Raw genomic sequence first — 26,984 nt, forward strand, 5'->3', positions numbered from 1 at the left:
TGGATCGCGCTGCGCGAATGGCCTGCATGCTCACGGTTCCAAAGGCGATGATCAGGGCCATTATCGCGCTTGCAACAAATGGCAAGACATTCAGACCTGTCTGATAGGCAAACCCGGAGAGCCAGTCGCGCATCAGGTAATAGGCGATTGGCCAGGCGATGAGATTGGCGAGCAGGATGAGCAACATAAACTCGCGTGAGAGTAGCATGACCAGATGTGGTGTGGATGCGCCCAGTACTTTGCGCACGCCAATTTCTTTGGTGCGAGATTGAACCATGAATGCGGCCAGTCCGAACAGTCCTAAACACGCCACAAAAATTGCCAGTAGTGAGAATATCCCGAGCATTTTGCCGGTGAGTTGCTCGTTGTAATAGATCCAATCTATGATTTCGTCCAGAAAGTGATATTCGAAAGGCGCATCTGGTACAAAGCGTTTCCACTGCGTTTCGAGGAAGGATAGGGTTTGCACGGTGTTTTCTGGTCGGATGCGTAAAGCCAGAGAATAAAACATCTTCCAGCGGGCCAAAAATCCCATGGGGGCGATTTCTTCTCGTAGTGTCAAATTGTGGTAGTCTTTTACGACCCCAATTACGGTCAGGGACAGGTTGTCATACGCTGGTAACACAATCTGTCTGCCAATCGGGTCGTCCTCCCAGCCGAGCAAGCGCACGGCTGTTTCGTTCAAAATAATTGCCTGAGAGGTATCGCTGGCAACAGTGGATGAGAAGGTGCGACCGCGAAGTACGGGGATTTCAAATGTTTCAAAGAACGAATCGTCAACTTCGTTTATGCGAAGTGTCCGTTCTTTTGTGCGGTCTCCATTGGGCCAGATTAGTCGCAGTCGCCCGCTGTATCCCGTGATGTCGAAACGCAGTGCCGACGCGCTGAGGATATTGGGGTGTTCGAGAAAGACCTGTTTGACCATCTGGTGGCGTGCCGAAAGGCGTATTTGTGGGTTGGATTCCTTCTTAAAATCGCGGACAAAAATAGGTAAACGCACAATGTGATCGTGTGCAAAACCCATATCTTTGGTTTCTATAAATCGTAGTTGCTGATAAACCACCAGGGTACAGATCACCAGTAAGATGGACATGCCAAACTGAAAAACTACGAGTCCTTTCCGTAGCCCTGTGGATCCCGATGAGGAATACGCACTGCCTTTTAACGCGGTCACCGGGCGAAAAGAAGAAAGGAAAAATGCCGGATACCATCCCGCCAGTAATCCGACCAACAATGTGAATGCCAGTACTGCCGGTGCACCTGCCATCACTGTAGCTGCATTGAGGTGTAAATCGCCGCGCACAAATTGGTTGAATAAGGGCAGGCATAACTCGACCAGTGCCAGTGCAATCAGCAAGGCGGTGGAGGTTAAAAGCAGGGATTCGCTCAAGAACTGAACCATTAGTTGTGGGCGATGCGCCCCAACGACTTTGCGCACGCCTACCTCGCGCTTGCGGGTGACAGCGCGTGCAGTTGCCAGGTTTGTAAAATTCACGCATGCAATTACGACCAGGATCAGTCCAATAGCCGCCAGCATGTAAATTTTTTCAATAGGGCTATTGGCAGTCGGGTTAAAATCGGATTCGCCATACAGGTACACGCGATGCAGGGGCTGTAGATGATAGGCGTTTTTTTCTGCAACTTCATCTCCCATATACTGCTTGATTAACGGCTGAAGAGGATAATGAGGCCAACGAGACTTATTTTCAGCCGCGACTTTATCCCCCATATACTGCACGATCAGCGACTGCATTTTCGCCTGGAGAGTTTCTGCGTTTTGCCCTGCTTTTAATAGCACATAGGTTTTTACCGGACGCCACGATTGCTTGGGTAGCCACATCGTCCATACTTCTTGCGTTTCTTCTACGGGGGGTGTTGTGGTTGAGAGTATTTGAAAATAAAGGTCTGATGAGAGGTGTGGTGCCTTCACAATACCCGTTACTGTGTACTCGCCCGGAAAATTGCGATTGTCGATTGAAACTGTTTGCCCCATGGGGTCTGTATCGCCAAACAAGAGTTGCGCCATGTCGTCGGTAATGACCACAGAGTAGGGCAGGCGAAACGCGGTCTTTGGATCGCCTTTTATGAGGGGAAAATCAAATACGTCCAAAAAGTTGTCATCCACCAGCCTCAGCAGAAACACGCCCTCGCGTTCGCCGTATTGTGCAGATATGGTCAGCGGGAACGTACGCACCGTTGTTTCTACTTCGGGAAATGTTTCTTTCAGCACAGGACCGAGTGCGCCCGAAGTTCCGCTACTATAAGTTGTTTGCGTTGTGCTGCGTTCTTCCCGAATTACTTTGTAAATTCTATCACCCAGGGTGTGAGTGCGATTTACTGCAAACTCCTGCTGGATATACAACAGGATCAGAATGCCACACGCCAGGCCGATGGCGAGTCCCAGTACATTGATGGAGGTGTACAATTTGTGCCGCATCAAATTGCGGATCGCAACGGTTAGATAATTTTTAATCATGATTTTATCCTCTGTTTCGTCCAGTTATTTTGCAGCCAGCAGTCAGCGGTCCCAATCCTCAGCCCTCGGCCCCAACCTCCATTTTCACTCATCTCGCAACGCATCTACGGGATTGCGATGTGCGGCTTCCCAGGCTTGATAACTCACAGTGGTCAATGCGATGAGTAACGCCAGAAGACCACCCAGGACAAAAGGCCATACATCCAGATCAATGCGATAGGCGAAATCCTTCAGCCAGTTTTCCATCGCGTAATAGGCGATTGGCCAGGCAATCAGGTTGGAAATTATCACAAGTTTTACGAACTCTCTGGAAACCAATTTCAGGATGTCGGGGACCGAAGCTCCCATGACTTTGCGAATGCCAATTTCTTTGTTGCGCTGTTCAGCCGCAAAAGAAACCAGGCCGAACAATCCGATACAGGCTACGAAGATAGCCAGTAAACTGAATGAGGTGAGAATACGACCCAGCCGTTCTTCCGCGCGGTATAGCCGCTCGAAATCCGAATCGAGAAAATTGGCTGAAAAAGAGTACGTAGAAGTGATTTGTTCCCACGCCTCTCTAGCATAAGTCAGAGTTCCGGGAATATCTCTGCCAGTGATCTTGACAGCAATTATACCGTACCAGGCAGGTTTCTGATGAATGACAAGAGGTTCGATTTTATGATGCAAAGACTTGAAATTGAAATCGCGGACCACTCCAACAACCTGGCCCATCTCTTTTTCATCCCAAACGCGGAACGGCTTGCCTACAGCATCTGTCCATCCGAGTTCTTTGACAGCAGCTTCATTTAGCAGATATGCCTGTGTGTTGTCCGTTTCGATGTCCCAGGACATATTCCTTCCAGCCACCAGTTCCAGGTCCAGTGTCTTGACCAGATCTGGATCACCCATCAAAGAATAGAAACTCACCGCCTTATTCTTTTCCCAGAAATATCCCCTGCTCGTTGCGACTCTGCCCGGAAGAGCCGTGGTGGATGCTACCGAAAGGATGTTGGGATTTTGTAGCAATTTTTGTTTGAAAACGGTGTAATGCGCGTTGATATCTCGATTCCGTCCGAAGAAAACGACGCGTTCTTTTTCGAATCCCAAATTTTGTGATCTCATAAATTGGAACTGCCGAAACACAGTAACCGTACCTATGATTAACACAATGGTGATAGCAAATTGCAACACGATCAGGATTTGCCTGAAAGAAGTGCCCCTGGTGTGAAGGTGGGCAATGCCCTTTAGTACAGAGGTGGGCTGAAAAGAAGAGAGATAGAACGCGGGATAGCTGCCTGCAATAATGCCCACGACCAACCCGGTACACAGCAATTTGAGGAATAAATCCACATTGTCCAGGTATCTGAACATCACATTCTGACCCGAGAGCGCGTTGAAGTGGGGCAGTAAAAGTTCCGATAGGGCAAGAGCCATAACCAGTGCCATGAAACTCAGGAGAATCGCCTCGCCCAGGAATTGTCTGATGAGATGCCAGCGATGTGCTCCGAACACTTTTCGCAATCCCACTTCTCGGGCGCGCTTTGATGAACGCGCAGTAGCCAGATTCACAAAATTGATGCAGGCAATGAGCAGGACGGACATGGCGATAGTCAGGAAGGTATAGATGTGCCGGATATCCGTCTTGGGACCGAAGCTGTAATTTGTCTCTGTATCAAAATGGATATCTGCAATGGGCTGGAGCCGAAGGTCTTTGTTTCTCCATTGCTCGTCGCTGTGTTTTTCTCTGGAAACAGCGAATTTTTTTTCCAGGTTTTCGGGCGCGTAGCCTTTTGGCAGGAGAAGGTAGGTGTAATAATTCCAGTTCACGAATTCGTCCAGGGCATCAGCTCTTCCGAGAACCTCTTTCAAAGATGCGAAAGTAGCAAGATAATTGAACTGAAGGTGTGAGTTTGACGGTGGGTTCTCCATAACGCCGGTTATCTTAAACTGAAACTTGTTGTCATACAGCAGGACCTTTCCCAGAGGATTTTCATTGCCAAACGCCCGTCGTGCAGCGCGTTCGGTCAGCACGATTGAAAAAGGATCGCGCAGTGCCGTTGTGGGATCACCATGGGTCATGGGAAATGAGAAGACTTTTAAGAAAGAGGGATCTACATAATAAAATCCAGAGGAACGGAGCCTTTTCTCACCGTATTTCAACAATTTGGAATAGGAATGCACGCGGACGGCGTGGATGACCTCGGGAAATTCTCGCATAAACACAGGCGCGCATCCCGATGGTGTTACAGCAGATCTGCTCTGTTCTCCAGTATCATTTTTGAATTCCCAGTTGATCTGGAAGATCCGATTCCCTTTTTCGTGAAATCGATCGTAGCTTAGTTCGTGCTGCACGTACAAAGAAATAATCAGGAAACAGGCAATGCCTACAGCCAATCCGAGAATATTGATCAACGAATACATTTTTTGATTGCGCAGATTGCGGATCGCAATAACAAAGTAATTTTTGATCATGATCTTATCCTCTATTCCGCCCAGTTATTTCGCAGTAAGCGCGACGATTACTCATCTCGCAACGCATCCACGGGATTGCGACAAAAAGTGTCCGAACTATTGTTATAACACCAATCACAGTCAGGATTTGGTTTTTAAATGCTGGCGACTTGATCTGTTTGCCAATCGGGTCGTTCTTCCAGCCGAGCAGGCGCCTGGCTGTTTTGTTCAAAATAGTTGCTCGATTGGCTGTCGCGATTTTCTTTAATATTTTCTGTCGAGACATGACCGTCGAACAGGTGGATGATGCGATGCGCGTAGCCCGCGTCGTGAAAGTTATGGGTCACCATTACGATTGTCGTGCCGCTTTTGTTCAGTTCGGTCAACAGATCCATGACTTCGTTGCCGTTTGCCGAGTCGAGATTACCCGTTGGCTCGTCTGCGAGGATGATGTTGGGGTTTGCTATGACGGCTCTTGCCACGGCCACGCGCTGCTGCTGACCGCCCGATAATTGCTGCGGGAAATGCTTTTCGCGGTGTTTGATGCCCATGTATTCCAGCGATTCATCCAGGCGCTGTTTGCGCTCACTAACTGGTAAGCCCAGATATAGCAGGGGCAGTTCCACGTTTTCGGCGACGGTCAGTTCGTCGATGAGGTTGAAGCTTTGAAATACAAAGCCGATGTTTGACTTGCGGGTGTTGGCTCTTTGTCGCTCGGTGTGTTTGGATACTTCTTCTTCGTTCAGAAAGTATTCCCCACCGCTCGGATTGTCCAGCAGACCGAGGACGTTCAAGAGTGTGGATTTGCCGCATCCCGATGGTCCCATTACGGCGACGAATTCGCCTTCGTCAATGTCTATATTGACACTGTTCAGGGCGGTTGTTTCCACTTCTTCTGTGGTATAGACTTTCTGGAGGTTGACGGTTTTGATCATTGTGAGACTCCTTTTGTAAAAAGCGATCAGCGATCAGCTTTTAAAGACGACCTGCATTAAGCCTCGAGATTGAGGCCGTGAGCATTCTTTCAATACTGTTTTTATTCATATCTCAACGCATCAATTGGATTGGAACGCGCGGCGCGAATGGCTTGCATGCTCACGGTGCCAAAGGCGATGATCAGTGCCAGTATCGCGCTTGCAATAAATGGCAAGACATCCAGGTCTGTCTGATAGGCAAATCCAGAGAGCCAGTCGCGCATCAGGTAATAGGCGATTGGCCAGGCGATGAGATTGGCGAGCAGGATGAGCAACACAAATTCGCGCGAGAGTAGCATGACCAGATGCGGTGTGGATGCGCCCAAGACCTTCCGCACGCCAATTTCTTTGGTGCGAGACTGAACCATAAATGCCGCCAGTCCGAATAGCCCCAAACAGGCTACAAAAATTGCCAGTAATGAGAACACGCCGAGCATTTTGCCGGTGAGTTGTTCGTTGAAATAGTACCACTGTATGATTTCATCTAAAAAGTGACATGCAAAGGGTACCTCTGGCAAAAAGTGTTTCCACTGCATTTCGAGAAAGGACAGAGTTTGCGCGGTGTTTTCTGGTCGGATGCGCAGGGCCAGCGAAACAAACAGTCTCCATTTGCCTATAAATCCCATGGGTGCGATTTCTTCTCGTAGTGTCAAGCTGTGGTAGTCTTTTACGACCCCAATTACTATCAGGGATCGGTTTTCATATGCTGGTAACAAAATTTGCTTGCCAATCGGGTCGTCCTCCCAGCCGAGCAGACGCACGGCTGTTTCGTTTAAAATAATTGCCTGTGATGTATCGCTGGCAACAGCGGCTGAAAAGGCGCGACCGCGAAGTACGGGGATTTCAAATGTCTCAAAAAACGAGTCGTCAACTTCGTTTATGCGAATTGTCCGTTCTTTTGTTCGGTCTCCATCGGGCCAGATCCGTCGCGGTCGTCCGCCGTATCCAGAAATGTCATATCGCAGAGCTGATGCACTGAGGATATTGGGGTGTTCGAGAAAGACCTGTTTGACCATCTGATGGCGTGCCGAAAGGCGTTTTTGTGGGTTGAATTCATGTTCACGGTCGTGAGCAAAGATCGGCAAACTCACAATGTGATCGCGTGCAAAACCCATATTTTTGGTTTCTATAAATCGCAGTTGCTGATAAACCACCAGGGTGCAAATCACCAGCAAAATGGACATGCCAAATTGGAAAACTACGAGTCCTTTCCGCAATCCTGTGGATCCCGATGAGGAAGATGCCCTGCTTTTTAACACTGTGACCGGGCTAAAAGAAGAGAGGAAAAACGCCGGATACCATCCCGCCAGTAATCCGACCAACAATGTGAATGCCAGTACCGCTGGTGTGCATGTTATCACTGTAGCTGCGTTGAGGTGTAAGTTGCCGCGCACAAATTGGTTGAATAAGGGCAGGCATAGCTCGACCAGTGCCAGGGCAATCAGCAGGGCAGAACAGGTTAAAAGCAGGGATTCAGTTAAAAATTGGACCATCAATTGTGGACGATGCGCGCCAACGACTTTTCGCACGCCGACTTCGCGCTTGCGGGTGACAGCGCGCGCAGTTGCAAGATTTGTAAAATTCACGCAGGCAATGACCACGAGGATCAGTCCAATAGCTGCCAGCATGTAAATTTGTTGCATGGGGCTGCTGGCAGCCGGGTTAAAATCAGATTCGCCATACAGGTACACGCGGTGCATGGGCTGTAAATGGTAGGTATTGTTTGCCGCAACGTCATCCCCCATATACTGCACGATCAACGACTGCATTTTCGTCTGGAGGGTTTCTGCGTTTTGTCCTGCTTTTAATAGTACATAAGTTTTTACCGGACGCCAGGATTGCCTGGGTAGCCACATCATCCACGGCTCTTGTGTTTTTCCTACGGAGGGTATTGTGGTTGAGAGTAAATGAAATTGAAGGTCTGATAAAAGGTGTGGCGCTTTTACGATGCCGGTAACTGTGTACTCGCCTGGAAAATTGCGATTGTCCACCGAAACTGTTTTGCCCATTGGATCAGCATCGCCAAATAAGTGTTGTGCCATATCATCGGTAATGACCGCAGAGTAGGGCGTGCGAAACGCGGTTTCTAAGTCGCCTTTTATGAGAGGAAAATCGAACACATCCAAAAAGTTGTCATCTATCAGCGCAAGGGTATATAGATTCTTGCGTTCTTCATATTTTGCAGATACGCCCCACCGCCAGATACGCACGGTTGTTTCTACTTCGGGAAATGTTTCTTTTAACACGGGACCAAGTGCGCCTGATGTACCTTCTGCGTATGTTGTTTGTGTACTGCCGCGTTCTTCCCGGATCACTTTATAAATGCGGTCACCCAGGGTGTGAGTGCGATCTACTGCAAATTCCTGCTGGATGTACAACAGGATTAAGATGCCACACGCCAGCCCGATGGCAAGTCCCAGCACATTGATGGATGTGTACAATTTGTGCCGCATCAAATTGCGGATTGCGACTGTCAGATAATTTTTGATCATGAGAAGCCTCCTGGTAGATCGTGGTCAGCCTGCCCAACCTCCGACCTCTTGCTTTTCCAGTGCGCGTTTTAGCTGATGGCGCCCGCGGTGGAGCCAGATTTTTACGGTGCCGAGGGGTGCTTGCATTTCCCATACGATTTCGCGGTAGGACAGTTCTTTTATGTAGCGAAGCCACATTGCGCGTTGTTGTGCTTTGGGCAATGTGCGCAAGCCCTGTGTTAAGCGTTGATGGCGTTCTTTTTGTATAATGCTATCTTCTGGCGTTGTCAGAGTGATTGGTTCGGGCATGTGTTGCGCTGCTGTTTCCAGGCCGTTTTTTCGGGATAGCCGGGATCGTAGGTGTGACCGCCCGACGTTGATGGCAATGCGCGTCAGATAGGTTGTGAATGCCGATTCGCCGCGAAAATGGCGCAGGCTCTGAAAGACTTTCATGAATACCACCTGGATCAAGTCATCGGCTTCCTCGCGGTCCTGCACATATCGCCCGACAATGGCGCGCACGCGATTCTGGTGTAGATGGTAGAGTTTGCCAAACGCGCTTTTGTCGCCGGCTTTGATCATGTGGATCAATTGCACATCGTTTTCTATTTCTGATCGTTTATTCATATCGCAATGCCTCCACGGGGTTCATTTTTGCCGCTTTCACGGCTTGCAGGCTCACTGTTCCGATTACGACAAGGAGGGTCAATACACCGCCCAGCGCGAATGCCCCAATGCCCAACTCAATCCGATACGCGAAGTCCGATAGCCATTTGCTCATTGCCCAATAGGCGACTGGCCAGGCGAATACATTTGCTATGCCTACCAGCAGTACGAATTCGCGCGATAGCAAACGCACCACATTTGTGACGCTGGCGCCCAATATTTTGCGAATGCCGATTTCTTTGGTGCGCCGGGTCACGGCGAGTGCTGTCAATCCAAATGCGCCCAGGCACGCGATAAAAATGGCAAACAGGGTTCCGTATCCGATCATGCGATGCCAGCGCTCTTCGGTTCGGTATTGGCGATCGATGCCTTCGTCGAGAAATGAATAGCGGAATCCAGGGGATTGTGTTACGGCTTCCCATTGCGCTTTCATGAATGTCAGTGTGCCGGGGATATCTTCGGCACGCACTCGAACCAGCAATCGGTTAAATTGATGTTCCGGGTTGCATTTCAGGAGTGCGGGACCAATTTTGTGGTGGAGAGAGCGAAAATGAAAATCGTTTACTACGCCGATTACTGTCATATCATCAAAAAATTTCAGTGTTTTTCCGAGCGGTGGTCCCGGCCCCAATTGTCGGGCCAGCGTTTCATTGATGATCACAGACTTAGCAGGGTCTGTTGCAAGTTCTCGTGAATAATTTCGTCCTTCGATCAATTTGATGTCGAGGGTTGGTACAAAGTCGTAATCGACGAAGAAGACCTCCACGCCTTTTAAGGTTGTTCCTTCATGTACCACAGCCCCGCGCGACTGGTATCCATTGCGCATCATGTGATATATTTGGGTCACGCCGAGAATTGCATGATGGGGTAAGAGGGCGTCCCGATAGGTTTCAATGCCTTTTGGTCCCAGGCCTCGCAGTTTGCTGAGGCGACTGACGGCAATCAGGTGTTCGCTGTCAAATCCCAGGGGTTTGGTCCGCAAATAGTCGAGTTGAGAGGTCATAATGAGGGCACTGATGACCAGGACCGCAGACATCGCGATCTGGAAGACCACGAGAAACTGGCTGAAAAGTCCCGCGCTGACAATTTTCAATCTGCCTTTGAGTACGTGGATTGGCATAAAGCCGGACAGGACAAAGGCTGGATAGGTACCTGCGAGCAGGCCGACAATTAGAGTTAGACCCATTAGCGAGGCAAATGCCAGACCATCCAGATGTGCAACTATGGATAGTTTTTGCGCCATGAGGTTGTTGAACAATGGCATTAAAAGTTCTGATAGTGCGAGTCCGATTACAAATGCTATGAGGCTTATGAGTACGGATTCTGTGAGGAATTGCACGATGATCTGGGGCTTGTGTGCGCCAACGACTTTGCGGATGCCGATTTCCCGCGCCCGAGAAGCCGACCGTCCCAGGGCGAGGGTCATAAAGTTCACGCAGGCGACAAAGAGTACCAGGGCTGTAATGCACAACAGGATGTAGCTGTATGCCGGGTCAGTGGCGGGTTCAGGTGCGCGGATATTTGGGCTGAAATGCACATCGGCAAGGGGCTGCAATTTCAACTCCTGGTTTTCCCCCGTGATGGGCCACGACCAGTTTAGAAAACGCGGAAATAATTTTTCTATGTCTTCGGCGCGAACCTGATTGTGGAGTAAGACGTAGGTACTGGTGCTACCTGTGTAGTTCCATGTGTTGAGCGCGTCTTCGACATTCTCATAGGACTGGATGCAGTCGAATTGAATGCTGGATGTTTCGGGGAGGTCTTTCACGATGCCCGTAATCAGAGCCTGATGTATTTTTGAGTTTCTTGTGAAAGAGATCGATTTCCCCATTGGGTCGATGTTGCCGAAGAATTTTTGAGCGGCTGTTTCTGATATGATAATGGTATCTTTGCGGTCCAGTGCTGTTGCGGGGTCGCCTTTTATTAGAGGAAATGAGAATACATCCCAGAAACCCGGATCGACATAAATAACGCGTTCTCGAGATGCATGGTCGTCGTATTGGAGTGTGCGAGAGGTGTTATCGATTCTGACGACGTGTTGCATTTGTGTGGGGAATGCTTCTGCCAATGCAGGAGCAAGAGGACCAGGCATATAAGCCGAGGCATCGCTTTCTCCTTTGGTGTAAACGCGATAAATTCGATCTGCTTTTTCGTGGAATGCGTCAAAGGACCATTCGTGTCGCACATACAAGAAGGTCAAGATGCAAAACGCAATGCCGATTGCCAGGCCAGTAATGTTAATCGCCGAATACACTTTGTAACGGACGAGGTTGCGGTACGCTACGGTCAGGTAATTGCGGAACATTTTGTTCTCCTTGGCTGTCTCTGGTGGTCATAACACAGCTTGTCTTAAAGGAGCGGAGAGATTAGAGGGAGAATGATTGTTCAGTCCGTCAAGTGCGAAGTCACAAGATCTCTTAGCTGACTCGCAAAGGCATACTTTGCGACAAGCAAACCGTTCTGATCTATCAGGAAGTATGCTGGAATCATATCGACATTGTAGGCTCTCGATATCCTTCTCTCGGGCTGGGTGTCCACGACGTGATGCCAACCCATTTGGTTGTCCTGTGTGAACTGCAACACTTTGTCCTTGGATTTGTCAGCACTTACACTGATGATGGCAAAACCTTTGTCGGCATAGTCCCGCCACAGACTTCTGAGTGCAGGTATATGGCTTATGCACGGCCCGCAGTATGTTGACCAGAAGTCCAGGAGTACAAGCTGATTTCGAAAGGACTCCAGATTGATCTCACTTCCAGACAAATCTGCGGCGGTGAAAGACGGTGCGGGTTTGCCCAATTCGAGGTCTCGTCTCTCTTCAACTGCAACGTCGTGGACAGCCAGTGTAAGCGTGCTACCATCAGGAGATATTCGTTCGACGCGGTACGGTGTTCCATTGATAGAGAAAGGCTTACTGGCTCTATAGACTTCGATTGACCTGTATCCGTTGTCGAGAATACCGTCACCATTTGTGTCAAGTATTAACCTGGATGTCTTAGGATCATAGGTTGCGTACTCCCCCTCTGCGTGAAGTCCCAGACGCATTTGTATCCCACCAAATTGTACCTTTCCTGTTAGAAGTTCTCTTACTTGTCCACGGAATTTAGGAATAGGGTGCTCGCCGGTTCTTTTTGTGTAGTTCGTGAATCGGTAAACCTCAATATCTACGTTTCGAGAGCGTACACTACCATCCTGTACATACTCGAATGCTACTTCGGCCACGCCCTTGTAGCCTCCTGTGTCTTCGCCAAAACTAAACGCGAGCCCCTGGAATATCTTCTCGTCTGAGAAATTCTCGTCATTGTCGGTATCGAATAAGAAGACATATTCGCCTGTCTCCGATTGTCCGGCCAAAAACGATACTGTGTCATCTGGTATGATCCCGCCATGAGGAGTGCCGGATGAGGAAAGTCTATACCCACCGAAAAATTGTACAGGAAAATCTTCAGGTATGCCTCTCAGTTCCTCTGCTGGCTCAAGACTAACCATCTTATGATCGGAGAGATCCATTGACGGCCAGAGAAAGGTGACATCGTCAGGATCAGGCGTGGATCGCTCAAGATTAATCGTTATAGTATTATCACCCTCCGCCTCAAGGGGCTTGCCAGACGAGAGAATTATTAAGAGAAGAGACGCGAAATAGATGATTGTCCGGTTCATGAGAATACCATCCTTTCTGAGTAGTTTATTCATACCGCAACGCTTCCACGGGGTTCATTTTTGCCGCTTTTACGGCTTGCAGGCTCACTGTTCCGATTACGACCAATAGCGTTAGCAAGGCGCCGAGTACAAAGACCCCGGCTGTCAATCCGATGCGGTAGGCAAAACTCTGTAACCACCAGATCATTACCAGATAAGTCAGGGGCCAGGCACATAGAATTGCGACTATAACCAGTATTACAAACTCACGCGATAGCAGGGATACAATATTTAAAACCGAGGCGCCCATAATTTTTCGAATGCCTATTTCTTTAGTTCGCCTTGCCACGGCCAGTGCCGTTAATCCAAATGCCCCCAGACATGCGATGAAGACAGCCAGAATCGTTGCATAGCTCACGATTTTGCTCCAGCTCAAAAAGTCCCGGTAATAATTCTCAATATCCTCGTCCAAAAACGTGAAGAGAAACGGTTCACCAGCGGGCGCGATCTCTTTCCATCCGGTTTCCAGATATTTCAGGGTCCCGGCAACATCGTCTGGTTTGATCCGCACAAAGAAGTTTCTTGCGTCATCTCCTATTCCTGGATTTAGTAAAAGCATCGCGGGTTGAACGTTTTGCTGGAGTGGCAGTAAATAAAAATTCTGTACCACGCCAATGACCCGGGTAACCCCTTTTGGCTTTCTCAATAAACGTGCTGCTTTGCCCTCAAATGTGATGGTCTGTCCAAGGGGATCGTCCCATCCCATCTGTTTGACCAGTTCTTCGTTCACGAGCGCACTGCCCCGTGCTTGATCATTCGTATTAGAGTCAAAATCTCGTCCCGATAATACCTTCATCTCAAACGTTTTTACAAAATCGTAATCTACATAGAAGCGTCTTGCCCGTATAGACTGTCCTTGTTCATCTTTCCCTTCGTACCCCATCCCGCGTTGCGATCTTTTGTCGAACAGCAGGTATCTCGCTGTCGTGCATCCAATTACCTTGTGATGTTGCAAATAACGGTTCTTGAGCAAAGCGTGCTCCTTGCCAAAAGGAAGACTATCCGTGTTAATGTCAATGACAAATTCCTTGTTAAAACCCAGGTCTTTTTCTTTTACAAATTGAAGTTGATAGACCATGATCAGCGTGCAGGTAATCAAAGCACTCGACACGGCAAACTGTCCAAAGACGAGTCCGCGACCAAACAGATTGCGATGGCTCAGCTTAAACCGCCCGGTGAGTATGCGAACCGGATTAAACCCGGAGATCATAAATGCGGGATAGCTGCCAATCAGGAGGCCGACAACTCCGATCAGAGCGATCAAAAAGACAAAAGCAGGCCAGGTAAAAATATTGTTGAAGGATAGGTTCTGATGCATAAATTCGTTAAAAAACGGCAGTACCAGTTCGGCGAGTGACAGACCCAAAACTACAGCTACAAGGCTCAATAAAATCGACTCGCTTAAGAATTGTCGAATCAGTTGAGGGCGCACAGCACCTACAACTTTGCGAATGCCCACTTCTTTTGTTCGGGTGACCAGCCGACCTACCGCAAGGTTGATAAAATTGATAGAGGCCATCACCAGAACCAGCAATGAAAGACAGATTAGCCCATACCCGTTCATTGGATCTCGTGGTGCCTTCACGCCGTGATTGATGGTTTCCATAATATCTATTCGATGGTGCAGATTTGTCAGCGGCTGAAGTCGCAAATGAAAGTTGTCTTCTGAGATCTCTGGGCGGAGCATATGCGCTTTTACAATCGAACGCATCGCGGGATCTATATCTGCGAATTTTGTATTTTCACTGAGTTGAACGTAAGTGTCACACCCCCGGCCCTTCCAATCATCTGCTTCCTGGTGCAGAAAAAACCATAGATGCTGATATGGTAGCAACATTTCAAACTGAATCGATGAGTTGTCGGGTATGGGTTCGGCGACGCCGGTTACTGTGAAATCAGCGCGTTCATGGTTCCATAGAGATCGCAGTATCAGTTGTTTTCCGATTGGATTTTCATCTCCGAAAATTTTCTTTGCTGTTTTAGTGCTCAATACAACAGAGTGGGGATGTTTGAGGGCAATTTCCGAATCGCCAGAGCGAAGGGGAAACGAAAATATGTCTAAGAACTCGGGATCTACGATCAAAAAAGGCAACTTGAAGATCTGATCACCATAAGTGACCTGTATCTCGCGATCTGAGGGGTCGTCTCCTCGGCCAGCAACTAAGCGTACAGCCCGGTCCACGCCTGTTGCCGTTTGTACCAATTCATTGCGCAAAGCGGTCGGCAATGTGGGTGTGCGATAAAATTTCTTATCGGGACCACGGAATTCAGCATATATCCGATAAATGCGATCGGCATTCTTGTGAAACGCATCATAGGTCCATTCGTGATGTATGTACAAGAAGGTCAAAATGCAGAAGGCAATGCCGATTGCCAGGCCGGTAATGTTGATCGCAGAATACACTTTGTAACGCACGAGGTTTCGGTATGCTACGGTCAGGTAATTGCGGAACATTTTGTTCTCCCTGGATGTCGTTGCGTGCGTTTTGTGCCGATTTTACTGCAATAATCGTGCCAAGAATCCAAGTTTTGAAATAACAATAAGTTATGAAAATTGCTTGAAATTGACTAATTGGAAAGTGTCCGATTTTGATACAGTAGTGTCCGAAAATGAACACTTGTAAGGGATGGGAGGGGTAAGATGGGAGAGGGAATTTGCCGCGTAAATTATGGGCTTCTACCCGGTATCCGAAATACCAGCACTACTCCGAGCAACATCAAGATCGCGCTGATTTCAAAAGCCCGGCGCAGGCCATAGGCATCTGCCATGATGCCGAGGAGCAACATTGCCACGCCGCGAAGCACGAATCCCGCGCCCATGTAAAGCCCGTTGGCAAAAGCTCGGTTTTCTGGGCAGCTTTCCTGTACCATTGCCATGACCACGGGACCGGTGGAGAGGGCGACAAAGCCCAGGATGATTAAGATGGGAAATAAGGCCCAGCCCTGGGTTCCGAGAAAGACAAATAGGAGGAGAGGAGTTGCGATCATGGAGAATCCGAGGACTTGTTTGCGTCCCCATCGGTCGCTTACCCATCCGCCGATTAGTGCGCCGCCAATGCCCGCGCCTTCCAGTACGGAGAGAGATGCGCCCGATAGCCATAAGCTGGTGCCTTCTTCGGTCAAGAAGGTGGGGAGGAATGCGGTTAGAGAGGCCATCATAAATGCGCGGACAAAGACAATGCCCGATAGCGGTATCAGGACCGGTGCCATGCGTTTTAAGGCGGCCTGCCAGGTCAGTGCTTTATAGGCTGATATGACGCGGCTGGCGACGCTTCTCATTCGCAATAAGAGTATCAGTGAGGCCACGACGCCTGCGGGTATTAGATAGGTTGTTCCGGCGATTCCCCACAGGCCGATGACGCTTACGATTAATATAGGTCCCAGGGTGCGACCGAGTTCACCGCACAACATCCAGATGCCCATTCCGCGGCCCAGGTTGGAGCCTGAGAGCGTTCCGGCCATTGCGGGTCCAACGGCGTGAAAAGCCGCGGAGCTAAATCCCGTGATTAATAATAGGACGACGAGGGCGAGGTAACCTTGCGCTATGCCGAGCAGGCTCATGGCGATGCCCGTTATTGCAGGTCCCAGGATTACGAGAGATCGCAAGTTCAGGCGGTCTGCCTGATGTCCGATGATGGGTTGAAATACCGAGGGGGCCTGTCTGACGACCATTAACAAGCTGGCTTCGGTTTTGGATAGGGAGAGGGTTTGAATGAAAATGGGAAGTAAGGGGGGTAAGAATCCGCTGTATGTGTCGTGTACTGCATGCCCACCGGAGAGGGTGATTACGTCACGGGTCTGAAAACGACTGTTATTACTATTTGAGGACAAGGGCAGGTCTTACAGTTTGATCACGGCGATGAGAATGCCCGTTATTGCGACCATGGTGGTAATGATCCAGATGAAACGGGATTCAAGGATTTTATTCGTGTCATCAATGCGTTTATTTGTCTCGTCAATGCGCTGTCCCAGGGACTGGTTGGTCTCGTCAATGCGTTTATTTGTCTCGTCAATGCGCTTATTTGTTTCGACCATCTGCAGGCGCAACTCTTTGCTGTCTTCGCGCATCTGCAGGCGCATGTCTTGCAGGTCTTCGCGTAGATACGCAATGCCCCAATGGGTATTATCGTCAGATGTGGTCGCTTGAGATTCGGATGTTTCGGCCATCATAGATCTCCTGTTTCTCTTTGGAGAGAGGGGGCGGAGTCATATAAACAAGATATGCTATCACAGCAAAAAGTCAATGGTCTATCGACTATTTCACCATAGGCTAAGTTCAGCACTGTTTCTTAGGGTTGCGGGAATAGAACTGGGGACATAATTTAGGGACTGGAACGGCCCATTATTATAAAGGATTATTACATGTCCGATTATCCCCCCATTCGCGCGATTACTCAGGGACCTGAGTACCACTGGTTCGGTTATTACGACAAGTGGCAAATAGACCCGTCAGGCCGATACGCGCTCGGTATGGCGGTGGATTTTGAACACCGGTCACCTGAGGCGGATGATACAGTTGCGCTGGGTATTATTGATATGGCGGGTCGGGATACGTGGTCTGAGTTCGGGCGCACGCGGGCCTGGTGCTGGCAACAGGGGTGTATGTTGCAGTGGATTCCCAATTCGGATACGGATGTTATTTTTAATGATCGCGAGGGGGATGCGTTTGTTTCGCGGGTTTACAATGTGAAAACGGGGGCAATTAGGACGCTTCCGCAGGCGATTTATACGGTTTCGCCCGATGGGAAGACCGCTATTGGTGCGGATTTTCGCCGGATTAATCACATGCGGCCCGGGTATGGGTATGCGGGGATTCCCGATCCCAATCGCGATGTGCGCGCGCCCGATGATGTGGGTGTTTATTCTGTGGATCTGCAGACGGGTGAATCAAGGCTTGTTGTTACAATTGCCGAGGTTGCTGCGATTCCGTATCCGCATGGTGATATTTCCGGGGCACGGCATTATTTTAATCATTTGCTGTTTAATACGGATGGGTCGCGGTTCATTTTTTTGCATCGCTGGCGATTTGGTGAGGGAGGCTTTGATACGCGGATGATGACGGCAAGTGCCGATGGGTCAAATTTGCATGTGGTTGATGATTACGGTAAGATGTCGCATTTTATCTGGCGCGATCCAGAGACGATTCTCGGGTGGGCGTATCACCCGTCGCACGGGAATAAGTTTTATCTCTATCGGGATCTTTCCGATGCGGAGCCAGAGGTGATTGGCGATGGGGTTATGACGGTTAATGGGCACTGTACGTATTTGCCGGGCAATGAGTGGATTCTCAACGACACGTATCCGTCACAGGGGCATCGCAGTCAAGTTCCGTATCTTTATCACGTTGCGACTGGCAAGCGCGTCGATCTGGGTGTTTTTCCGTCGCCGGAGCCTTATACGGGCGAGTGGCGCTGTGATTTGCATCCGCGCTTTAGTCCCGATGGGCAGTTTGTGGTGATTGATTCGCCACATCTGGGCAATGGACGGCAGATGTATCGGATTGAGGTTGGAGATATTGTATAAGGAGATATGAGATGGCAATAGCTGAAGCACCGGCAGTACTGACGGAGGAGGAGATGCTGCATTTTCGCACGCGGGGCTTTCTCGGTCCGTATCCGCTGTGTTCTGAGGCGGAGATGGCGGATCTTCGACCGGCGATTGAAGAGGTGCTGGAGACCGATCCGCCGAATGGTAAGAATCGCATTCACAACCGGCATCTGGATAGTCGGGTGGTTTACGATTTGTCAACGCATCCCGAGATTCTCAGTCGCATGGTGGTTCTGTACGGGGCGGATTTGTTGTTGTGGCGCACGAATTTTTTTATCAAGTACAAGGGTACGAAGGCGATTCCCTGGCATCAGGATTTCAATTATTGGCCGCTCGAGCCGCCGATTATTGTTTCGGCGTGGATTGCGGTGGATGCTTCGACTAAGGAGAATGGGAATTTGCAGCTTATTCCCGGGTCTCATCGCAAAATTATTCCCCATGTCAAAGCCACGCCCGATGTGCAGTTTCAGGAGATGGCCGATGCGGGGTATTACGATCCGGAGCAACTGGTCGATCTGGAGATGCAACCGGGTGAGTTTATTCTGTTTAATGAGCGCACGTTGCATCATTCGAAAGCCAATTTCTCGGATTTGCGGCGCATTGGTCTGGCTGTGCGCGCGATTCCTCCGATTGTGCATGTTCTCAGGTACGATTCCGACGATCACGGACTTCCGATTATTCACGGGGAAGATACGATGGGGTTTAATCGCGTTACACAACCGCCATTATAATGAGGAACCAATTATATGAAGATTACCAATATTGAGACGTTTATTGTGGATGCGGGTTGGCGCCCGTGGATATTTGTTCGGGTGGATACCGATGAGGGGATTAGTGGCTGGGGGGAGTGCAGCGATGGCCGCAGTCCGTATGGGGTTACGGGTACGGTGCGCGATTTGACGCCTTTGCTCGTCGGTAAGGATCCGCGCGCTTATGAGATGCGCTTTTGGGATATGTTGCGGGGGACGCGACAGAGTCCGGGGGGTATTGCGGCGAAGGCGATCGCGGGTGTTGAACTCGCGCTTATTGATATTAAGGCGCGTGCGCTCGGTATTTCTGTTGTGGAGCTTTTTGGGGGTCCAACGCGCGAGCAGGTTCGCGTTTATTGGTCGCATTGCGGTACTTCGCGTGCTCGCAATAGCGATTTGCTCAATACGCCACCGCTTCGCACGATGGACGATATTGCCGCGCTGGGGCGGGAGGTTGTGGAGAGGGGATACACGGCGTTGAAGACGAATATCGTGGTACCGGGGAATCCTGCCAGTGTGTATTTTGGGGGTTTTGGCGGCGAACCAGGGACGACGGATGGCGTGGTTTCGCGGCAGATTCTCCGGCATATTGAGACGCTTATTGGTACGTTTCGAGATGCTGTGGGTCCGGATGTCGATATTAATCTGGATCTGAATTTTAATTTCAAACCCGAGTCGTGTATGCGCATTGCCCAGGTGCTGGAGCAATTTGATTTGCTGTGGCTGGAGATCGATATGTACGAGCCAGATGCGATTCGGCAGATTAAGGATGCGACGAGTACTAAAATTTGTACGGGTGAGAATTTGTTTTATATGCGCGAGTTTATTCCTTATTTCCAGGCGCGGTCTGCGGATGTGTTTATGATCGATGTGCCGTGGAATGGGTTTGCCCAGTCGAAGAAGGTGGGGGATTTGGCCGAGGCGTATCAACTCAATGTTGCGCCGCACAATTATTATAGCCATCTTTCGACGTGTATCAGTGCGAGTTTGTGCGCGGTTTTGCCGAATGTGCGTATTATGGAGATTGATGTTGACGATGTGCCCTGGCGCGAAGAGATGGTGACGAATGTGCCGCATATTGAGAATGGGTATTTGACGATTCCCTCAGGTCCGGGATGGGGTATTGAGATGGTTGAAGAGGTGCTCAAAGCACATCCCTGGGATAAGGGGAATGCGAATTGGTAGGAGGACAATATGAATAATCAACAACACTTGTTTGAACTCGATGTGTATGGCTTTACGGTTGTTGAAGATGTTTTGACGACTGAGGAAGCAGGTGAGATGCGTGAAGCTCTTATGCGCTGTGAGAAGGAATTTGGCACGGAGGCCAGAAATCGGGGTACTGCTCGGCATGTCGCCAATTTGCCGGTGATGGATCGCGTTTTTCACAAGACTATTGACCATCCACGGATTCTGCCGTTGCTGGAGCATTATCTGGAGAAGTCGCTTATTCTGGGTAGTCTCAATGCCCGCATTGTGCGTCCGGGCGATCCAGACCAGGGTTTGCACAGTGATATTCCGCTGGAGATGCTGAATTTTAGTTCGCCAGTTATGATGAATACGATTTGGATGCTGGATGATTTTTCGTCGGTAAATGGCGGTACGCGCGTGGTGCCGGGGTCTCATAAGAGCGGATTGGTTATTCCGCCAGAGGATGTGTCTGTCAAGCATATTGCACAACCCGAGGGATCTGCGGGTAGTGTTATTGTTATTAACGGTCAAATATGGCATGCGGGCGGCGCGAATACGGGGACGACGAATCGCCATGCGCTGTTCGGTCATTATCGCAAACGGATGTGTATGTTCCAGGTGGATCCCCACGATGGTTTTCCGCCCGAGTGGTTTGATGGGCTTACGGATAGGCAAAAGCAATTGATGCGGATGAGCAAGGGGCTTAGATCTGCTCATGCAGCGGATGCGCATTTCAGGTAGTTGGAAACAGGAGATCAATATGCTCGTTGGTATATCCCCATTGTTCAGTCCCGAGTTGTTGGCTACGATTTATCGCATGGGACACGGAGATGAGATTGTTCTGGCAGATGCACATTTTCCCGGGCATTCGGTGAATGCCAATACGCTGCGGGCAGATGGTCTGGGGGTTGCGGCATTGCTGGAAGCGATTTTGCCGCTGTTTGTGCTGGATACGTATGTGGATAGTCCGGTTTTTATGATGGATGCGGTGCCGGGCGATGCGCTCGATCCAGCGGTGGAGGCGTCTTACCGGGCTGTTATTGACAGGGTATGGCCAGATACGCCCCCTATTGCGCGCGTTGAACGTTTTGCGTTTTACGAACAGGCGAGAGATGCGTTTGCGGTTGTTATGACTGGGGAGACTGCAAAATACGGCAATGTTATTTTGAAGAAGGGTGTGACGCCTGTGTAGGGGAAGGGGAGATGGGGAAAAATCAATGACCTGTCCAAAAGGACAGGTTGTTTTTGTCCCTGAGGACGATGTTTTGCGATTGTGAGTGGCATATTTTTGGGGTGAGATTAGTTCATTCCAATCAAAAGGAGGCATACCATGGCTGTGACGACACTTGATTATGTGCCCTGCGCGCGTGTGGAGGATATTCCCGAGGGTGGGATTATGGCTGTGAATGTGGAGGGCCACGCGATTGCGCTGGCAAAGTCGGATGGCGAGATCCGGGCGGTGGATAATCGGTGCCCGCATATGGGGTATCCGCTGAGTGAGGGGTCGATTCACAATGGGTTGATTATTTGCCACTGGCATCACGCGCGGTTTGATCTGGTTAGTGGGTGTACGTTTGATCCGTTTGCGGATGATGTTCGGAGTTATCCGGTGGATGTGCAGGATGGTGAGATTTATGTCAATGTGCATGCGACGCATCCCGATCCGGTGGGTCATTGGAAGCGGCGGTTGAGCGAGAGTTTGGAGCAGAATATCAATCTGGTGATTGCCAAGTCGGTGATCGCGCTTCGGGGTCAGCGGGTCGATGGCGATGAGATTGCAGAGATTGGGGCGCGGTATGGTGCGCTGAGGCGGCGCCAGGGGTGGGGTCCGGGGTTGACGATTTTGACGTGTATGGCCAATGTGGTGCCAAAGCTGGCGCCCGAGGATCAGGTTCTGGCGCTGTATCAGGGGTTGTTGCATGTGGCGAGCGAAACGAGTAATGCAGCGCCGAGGATTGTTTTTACGCCGCTGGAGACGGAGGATCTGACGCTGGCGCGGATTAAGGCGTGGTTCCGCTATTTGATTGAGGTGCGAAATGCCGATGGTGCGGAACGCGCGTTGTTGACGGCGATTCAGATGGGGGCAACGCCTTCGGAGATGTGCGATATGCTGGTGGCTGCAGCGACGGATCACTTTTATCGCGATGGCGGGCATGTGCTGGATTTTATCAATAAGGGTTTTGAGGTGCTCGAGCGCATTGGATGGGATAAGGCCGATGAGATTTTGCCGTCGCTGGTGGGGGTGCTTTCGGGTTCGCAGCGGAGTGAGGAGTTGAATCGGTGGCGCAGTCCCGTCGATCTGGTGGCGTTGTTACGCGATGCGTTTGATGAGCTTGAGGATCTGGTTCGCGAGGGCGAGGGGAAGACGTGGGACGATGCGGATGCCTTGACGGAGGTTTTGTCAGGTGATGATCCGCACGCGATTGTGGATGGGTTGAAGGCGGCATTTGCCGGTGGGGCGACGCTGACGCAGTTGACGCAGACGCTGACTTATGCAGCGGCTTTGCGGATTGCGCGGTTTCACGTTAAGAATGAGTTTGCCGATTGGATCGCTGTGCTGCATACGCATTCGGCGGCTAATGCGCTGCATCAATGTGCAAAGCGCGCGCCGTCTCTGGATCTGGCGCGGGGGATTTTTCACGGTGCAATGGCGCTGTATTTTGATCGGTGGTTTAATAAGCCGGCGGCCCGATTGCCGCAGGATCAGCGCGCGACCCAGCAGTTGCCGGAGGATGCGGATGAGTTGCTGGATTCTTTTGTGGAATTGCTGGATACACAGGCTCAGGTGGATGAGGCGGGACGGATTGCGTATCGGTATTTGTCGCTGGGTCATCCGCGCGGTGCTTTGTGCGAGCGGTTGGGCCATGTGTTGTTGCGAGAAGATGCCGAGTTTCATTCGTTTCAGATGCTGGAGTCCGCGTTTAGCCAGGCAGAGGAGCTGGATGAGGAACGCGCACGGATTACGCTGGTGGGCGCGGCGCGGTATCTGGCAGCGCATGCACCAACGGCGCGCGCGTTGGGACAGACAGCGAATTTGGCACTTCGATTGCACAGGGGAGAGGATCTTTCGGCTGAGGATCCGGATGAGGAAGTTTGAAGGCGGGATAGATGATTCCAGATCACACAGACAGGTATTACAAAAGCCTGTACCAGCAAATGGTGCAGGCTTTTTTTATGTCCTCGGTTTCCATTTTCCCTGTACGCGATAGGCTTCATCAGGACCCGGCCACGGGGGCATGGTGATGGCGATGGCGCAGAGTGGTTCGCTGTTGTGGGCGCGAAATTGGAAGTGGGTGCCCTGTGGTATGGTGAGGGTTACGCCGGGGGCGAGGGAGGCGATTTCTTCGCGGTTGCCCTGTTTGCGCCACATTTCGCCCTGTCCGCTGATGATGTACCAGATTTCTTCGACGGTGCGGTGGGCGACGGCGATGGATATTTTTCCCGGGGGGAGTTCAAAGTGGGCCATGCCGCCATTTTTGAGTTCGAGGAGTATGCGGACGTCGGATCCATCGGGTGCGGTGACGTCGGGTTTTTGGGGCAGGGGTTTTGTAGCAAATTCGACCATAGGTGGTCTCCTGTTTACATTTCTTGTTCAATGGTTTCTCGAAGTAGTATTTTCCCGCGGTACAGCCAGGTTTTTACGGTGCCTATGGGTACTTGCATTGCTTTTTCGATTTCGGCATACGAATAGTCCTCGATATAACGCAGGCGCATGGCTTCGCGATATTGTTGTGGCAGTGTTTGTATGCTTTTGCGTACGAGGTGTTGGCATTCTCGCGCGTGCAGGGTGGTTTCCGGGTCTTGTGTGCAGGATGGAGCGATTTTTTGCATGCCTTCTGGCGTGTGAAAATAGGTTGCCCATTTGCGCCGCACAGATTGCGTTTCGCAGTGCGAGAGGCATACGTTCATGGCTATGCGGGTCAACCAGGTTGAGAATGCCGCGTCACCGCGAAAGCGATTGAGTCCCTGGTATGCTTTTATAAATGCGATTTGGACCAGGTCTTCGATGTCGTCCTTGTTTTTTGTGTGGCTGGCTACAATTGCATAAATTCGGGCTACATTTGCTTTGTACAGTTTGCCAAATGCGATCCCATCACCCATCCGCGCTTTGAGTACCATTGTCTGTTCTTCGTTCGGTGCCATTATACTCCTCTTGTGTCGTGAGGTCATGTTGTTTTTTTCATCATCTACTGTGTTCTGCACCGATGGGTGTCTGGGGTGGTCCCCGGAGGGCAACAAAAAACCCGACATCGAATTTAGCTCGATGTCGGGCACGTAGGGTATAGGCACCAAAAACCCCACTGAGGGGTTGGCAAAATTTTAGCCTCCAGGGCATAATCGCCGCCTCCTGGAGGGATAATGGCAGTGTGAATGGACCATTTGATTTTACCTAAAGATATGTAATTTCAGGTAGTTATCTCCTATAAACAGAGGGCTTTTGTTTTTTGGATTGGAAAATATAGCCCGTTCTGTTTTTTTGTGCAAGAAAAAATCTGTACCATACAAAAAAATTATTTTTTGAAAAATGAGGCGGGGCGGCGGTCAGCGGACGATCATAATGTCATCGTAGGGGCCGTCCCTTGTGCCGTCCCAGCCTATATATTAGACCGGACAGGTGGAAATTGTACGTCACGGAGTACGGGAAAAAGAGTTTTGTGTAATCAAAACTGGACGACAAAATCAATATACGGAACGCCGGGAAAGATTGTGCCTTCTCCTATTGTATTGATCAGCCCCAGATCTACGCTTAATCGTTTGCCAAAAAATCTTATTCCATAAGAGATCAGGGGGTCTTCTACACCGGGAAAGATCCAGTTTTCTGTAACAAATGCCGTCCGTCGCGTCAAGCGCTTCTCTCCCCCGATCATTACCATAGGGCGATCTGCGAGGTCTCCTTCCACAAAACCATAACCGAGTCCCGCAGTCAGGCTGGCGTCAGGTTGCCCGAATGTTGTTACACCGTATAATATGCCCGCAACTTCAGGGTCATCTTCTTGAATGTCCTCATCCTCATAATTGGGAATACGCACGAGAAGTGCGCCCATGGCAAAAGAGAAGGTCTTTTCCTGTACTAATCCGAATTTTGGTGTAATAAAGAATAATTGATCATTCATATCCACGGTGGGAAAGATGGAAAGTCCGCCGCCCAGAGTAAAGCGATCTGTGATCCCATAAGCAAAGCCTGGAAAAAAAATATAATAATCAGAAAAATAACCTTTGCCCTGTTTCAGCATACGCGCCGTAGGTGCAAAGAATAGGCGTGTTATATTGGGATTTGGGAACCAGAACTCTCCCTTTCGTATTAACTCGGCAGACACTGTTTCAATGTGTTTGATCTTTGAAATGGGGATGTGGATAATGCCCAGGTCTGTCTTAAATGCGATCTCTTCAGCACCAATCTCCACTATGCGTCCGACATTTGTCGATCCATCGGTTGTTTCAATTACCTGAATTTGAGTGGAATCGGGTATCGCCAACTGAGAGGTTAGGGAGGATGGTGCGTTCTTCGCGTGTTCTTCTGCAAAGATACTGTTTAGAGAGATTGCTGTATAGATCAAGAGTAAGAGTAACCATTGCGCTCGTATCATGGCGAACCCTTTCGTTCCAATCATAACTCAGAGACCGAAAGCACTGTGGTATAATACGCAAGCATGGCGTTGTCGGCGTCCGATTCAGTAATTTCATAAGGGATAGATTCAAATGATTTGTGCTCTTGTGCATCGAGTTCTTCTGAAAGGTAAAATTCATGAAGAATATCGTTTCTGCCAAAAGAAAAATTTCTGTCACCCTTATCAGCTATACGCACATCCGCTAAGAATACGACAACTGCAAATATGACTTTAACCTTTTTAGAGTGATGATTCTGTAGTGATCCTCTGGCAGTAACATTATTGTCTATCTTGCTTATAGATATACTACTTTCATCAATCTCTACTGCTGATGTATTCAGTATCATAGTTTAATCCTCCTGTCTGGATTCAGATTCTCCAGATAGTGTCTGGAGAATTTCGCTGATTTTTCAGACGTTGTCTGAAAAATTTGCCTAATAGAGCAGGATATCAGGCATCTTCGAGATTCAACTTTGTCCTCAAAGTGCGTCGAACACGCCGCATAACTTTAACCGCATCTTTTGACTCTTCAACAGTGGCGGTTTCTCCGGGATAGCGAAATTCAACGGCAAATGGGGATAGGAAATTCAGATCATCTCGAAGTATCTCGAGTTCGGTGTCAATATCTACAGCGAAATCTAACAGTGCCAAAAGATCGTGAATTTTTGGAAAATGAATGCGATGTAGAACCAGAAAGGCTTTGAGATACTTTTCTATACACTGCTGCGCGCAAAAACACACATTGTCGGGAACAGGTTCTTTGCGTTTCCGAACCATTGTCGTAGCGGTGCGAAAGTCTTCTTCTGCTTTATAGACCCACGCTTGTATATCACCCGGCGGATTTGTAGAGGATGCGTCCAAGTTTGAAAATTTCCTCGAGAAAGGGATCAAAATTTTGCAGATGGGTTTGAATTTCTTCAGGTGTACGCACGACAATATCCATTGCAACGTATTTGGGACGACAAATGCGAGCAATTGCGGCACTTCGCGCTGTTGGACGCAAATCTGTATCCATAATGACGAGCAAATCTAAATCGCTATCGGTCTTTGGCTCGCCATAAGCCTGAGAGCCAAAGAGGATAATCTGATCTGGATGAAAGTGTTCGACAATTTTGTTTGCGATCTCATCCAAAAGCGATTCTGTAATTTTTTGTTCTTTCACATTCATA

Annotated in this window: 21 protein-coding genes and 1 pseudogene; 6 read left to right on the forward strand and 16 right to left on the reverse strand. The window is 49.6% G+C overall.

Annotation, left to right across the window (positions count from 1 at the left end; all coding sequences use genetic code 11):
• The 10 genes and pseudogenes from OXG87_10000 to OXG87_10045 form a co-directional block, all read right to left on the reverse strand.
• Nucleotides 1–2,476: ABC transporter permease (locus OXG87_10000; GenBank protein ID MCY3869880.1), on the reverse strand; the 2,476-nt coding region annotated here is incomplete at its 3' end.
• A gap of 84 nt (nucleotides 2,477–2,560) precedes the next feature.
• A complete protein-coding gene (locus OXG87_10005; protein MCY3869881.1) occupies nucleotides 2,561–4,930 on the reverse strand; it encodes an ABC transporter permease in 2,370 nt (789 codons plus the stop codon).
• A gap of 251 nt (nucleotides 4,931–5,181) precedes the next feature.
• Nucleotides 5,182–5,844 (reverse strand): annotated as a pseudogene (locus tag OXG87_10010) (ABC transporter ATP-binding protein).
• A gap of 101 nt (nucleotides 5,845–5,945) precedes the next feature.
• Nucleotides 5,946–8,375, reverse strand: coding sequence for an ABC transporter permease (locus OXG87_10015; GenBank protein ID MCY3869882.1), 2,430 nt, complete (start codon nucleotides 8,373–8,375; stop codon nucleotides 5,946–5,948).
• A gap of 24 nt (nucleotides 8,376–8,399) precedes the next feature.
• Nucleotides 8,400–8,981, reverse strand: a complete 582-nt coding sequence (locus tag OXG87_10020) for an RNA polymerase sigma factor (protein MCY3869883.1) — start codon at nucleotides 8,979–8,981, stop codon at nucleotides 8,400–8,402.
• Entirely contained in the window at nucleotides 8,974–11,325 is a 2,352-nt protein-coding gene (locus OXG87_10025) for an ABC transporter permease (GenBank protein MCY3869884.1), read from the reverse strand. The genes OXG87_10020 and OXG87_10025 overlap by 8 nt, the downstream gene beginning before the upstream one ends.
• Nucleotides 11,326–11,405: 80 nt before the next feature.
• Nucleotides 11,406–12,713 carry a TlpA disulfide reductase family protein gene (locus tag OXG87_10030; protein MCY3869885.1) on the reverse strand — a complete coding sequence of 436 codons (1,308 nt, stop codon included), beginning with the start codon at nucleotides 12,711–12,713 and terminating at the stop codon, nucleotides 11,406–11,408.
• Nucleotides 12,706–15,174 carry an ABC transporter permease gene (locus tag OXG87_10035; GenBank protein ID MCY3869886.1) on the reverse strand — a complete coding sequence of 823 codons (2,469 nt, stop codon included), beginning with the start codon at nucleotides 15,172–15,174 and terminating at the stop codon, nucleotides 12,706–12,708. The genes OXG87_10030 and OXG87_10035 overlap by 8 nt, the downstream gene beginning before the upstream one ends.
• Nucleotides 15,175–15,386: 212 nt before the next feature.
• Entirely contained in the window at nucleotides 15,387–16,550 is a 1,164-nt protein-coding gene (locus OXG87_10040; protein MCY3869887.1) for an MFS transporter, read from the reverse strand.
• Nucleotides 16,551–16,559: 9 nt separating this feature from the next.
• On the reverse strand, nucleotides 16,560–16,886 hold the full coding sequence (locus tag OXG87_10045) for a hypothetical protein (GenBank protein MCY3869888.1): 327 nt from the start codon (nucleotides 16,884–16,886) through the stop codon (nucleotides 16,560–16,562).
• Between the two features lie 195 nt (nucleotides 16,887–17,081).
• On the opposite strand from OXG87_10045, the gene OXG87_10050 reads away from it, so the two are divergent.
• The 6 genes from OXG87_10050 (at nucleotide 17,082) to OXG87_10075 (ending at nucleotide 23,303) form a co-directional block, all read left to right on the forward strand.
• Nucleotides 17,082–18,242 (forward strand): hypothetical protein, encoded by a 1,161-nt coding sequence (locus OXG87_10050; protein ID MCY3869889.1) that lies wholly within the window; start codon nucleotides 17,082–17,084, stop codon nucleotides 18,240–18,242.
• An 11-nt stretch (nucleotides 18,243–18,253) separates the two neighbouring features.
• Nucleotides 18,254–18,997, forward strand: coding sequence for a phytanoyl-CoA dioxygenase family protein (locus OXG87_10055; GenBank protein ID MCY3869890.1), 744 nt, complete (start codon nucleotides 18,254–18,256; stop codon nucleotides 18,995–18,997).
• 15 nt (nucleotides 18,998–19,012) lie between these two features.
• Nucleotides 19,013–20,200, forward strand: a complete 1,188-nt coding sequence (locus OXG87_10060) for a mandelate racemase/muconate lactonizing enzyme family protein (GenBank protein MCY3869891.1) — start codon at nucleotides 19,013–19,015, stop codon at nucleotides 20,198–20,200.
• Nucleotides 20,201–20,209: 9 nt separating this feature from the next.
• Entirely contained in the window at nucleotides 20,210–20,947 is a 738-nt protein-coding gene (locus OXG87_10065) for a phytanoyl-CoA dioxygenase family protein (GenBank protein MCY3869892.1), read from the forward strand.
• Nucleotides 20,948–20,966: 19 nt separating this feature from the next.
• Entirely contained in the window at nucleotides 20,967–21,398 is a 432-nt protein-coding gene (gene fucU, locus OXG87_10070) for an L-fucose mutarotase (GenBank protein MCY3869893.1), read from the forward strand.
• A 138-nt stretch (nucleotides 21,399–21,536) separates the two neighbouring features.
• Entirely contained in the window at nucleotides 21,537–23,303 is a 1,767-nt protein-coding gene (locus OXG87_10075) for a Rieske (2Fe-2S) protein (GenBank protein MCY3869894.1), read from the forward strand.
• Between the two features lie 75 nt (nucleotides 23,304–23,378).
• On the opposite strand, the gene OXG87_10080 is transcribed toward OXG87_10075, so the two are convergent.
• The 6 genes from OXG87_10080 to OXG87_10105 all read right to left on the reverse strand — a co-directional run bounded on the left by OXG87_10080 (nucleotide 23,379) and on the right by OXG87_10105 (nucleotide 26,983).
• A complete protein-coding gene (locus OXG87_10080; GenBank protein ID MCY3869895.1) occupies nucleotides 23,379–23,771 on the reverse strand; it encodes a cupin domain-containing protein in 393 nt (130 codons plus the stop codon).
• A 14-nt stretch (nucleotides 23,772–23,785) separates the two neighbouring features.
• A complete protein-coding gene (locus tag OXG87_10085; protein ID MCY3869896.1) occupies nucleotides 23,786–24,349 on the reverse strand; it encodes an RNA polymerase sigma factor in 564 nt (187 codons plus the stop codon).
• Nucleotides 24,350–24,867: 518 nt separating this feature from the next.
• Nucleotides 24,868–25,794, reverse strand: coding sequence for a hypothetical protein (locus OXG87_10090; GenBank protein ID MCY3869897.1), 927 nt, complete (start codon nucleotides 25,792–25,794; stop codon nucleotides 24,868–24,870).
• 20 nt (nucleotides 25,795–25,814) lie between these two features.
• On the reverse strand, nucleotides 25,815–26,162 hold the full coding sequence (locus tag OXG87_10095) for a hypothetical protein (GenBank protein MCY3869898.1): 348 nt from the start codon (nucleotides 26,160–26,162) through the stop codon (nucleotides 25,815–25,817).
• A gap of 103 nt (nucleotides 26,163–26,265) precedes the next feature.
• Nucleotides 26,266–26,676 carry a HEPN domain-containing protein gene (locus OXG87_10100; protein ID MCY3869899.1) on the reverse strand — a complete coding sequence of 137 codons (411 nt, stop codon included), beginning with the start codon at nucleotides 26,674–26,676 and terminating at the stop codon, nucleotides 26,266–26,268.
• Entirely contained in the window at nucleotides 26,645–26,983 is a 339-nt protein-coding gene (locus OXG87_10105) for a nucleotidyltransferase domain-containing protein (GenBank protein MCY3869900.1), read from the reverse strand. Before OXG87_10105 ends, OXG87_10100 begins: the two co-directional genes overlap by 32 nt.
• Between the last annotated feature and the right edge of the window lies 1 nt (nucleotide 26,984).

The sequence above is a fragment of the Gemmatimonadota bacterium genome (genome assembly GCA_026706845.1).
Lineage (GTDB): Bacteria > Latescibacterota > UBA2968 > UBA2968 > UBA2968 > VXRD01.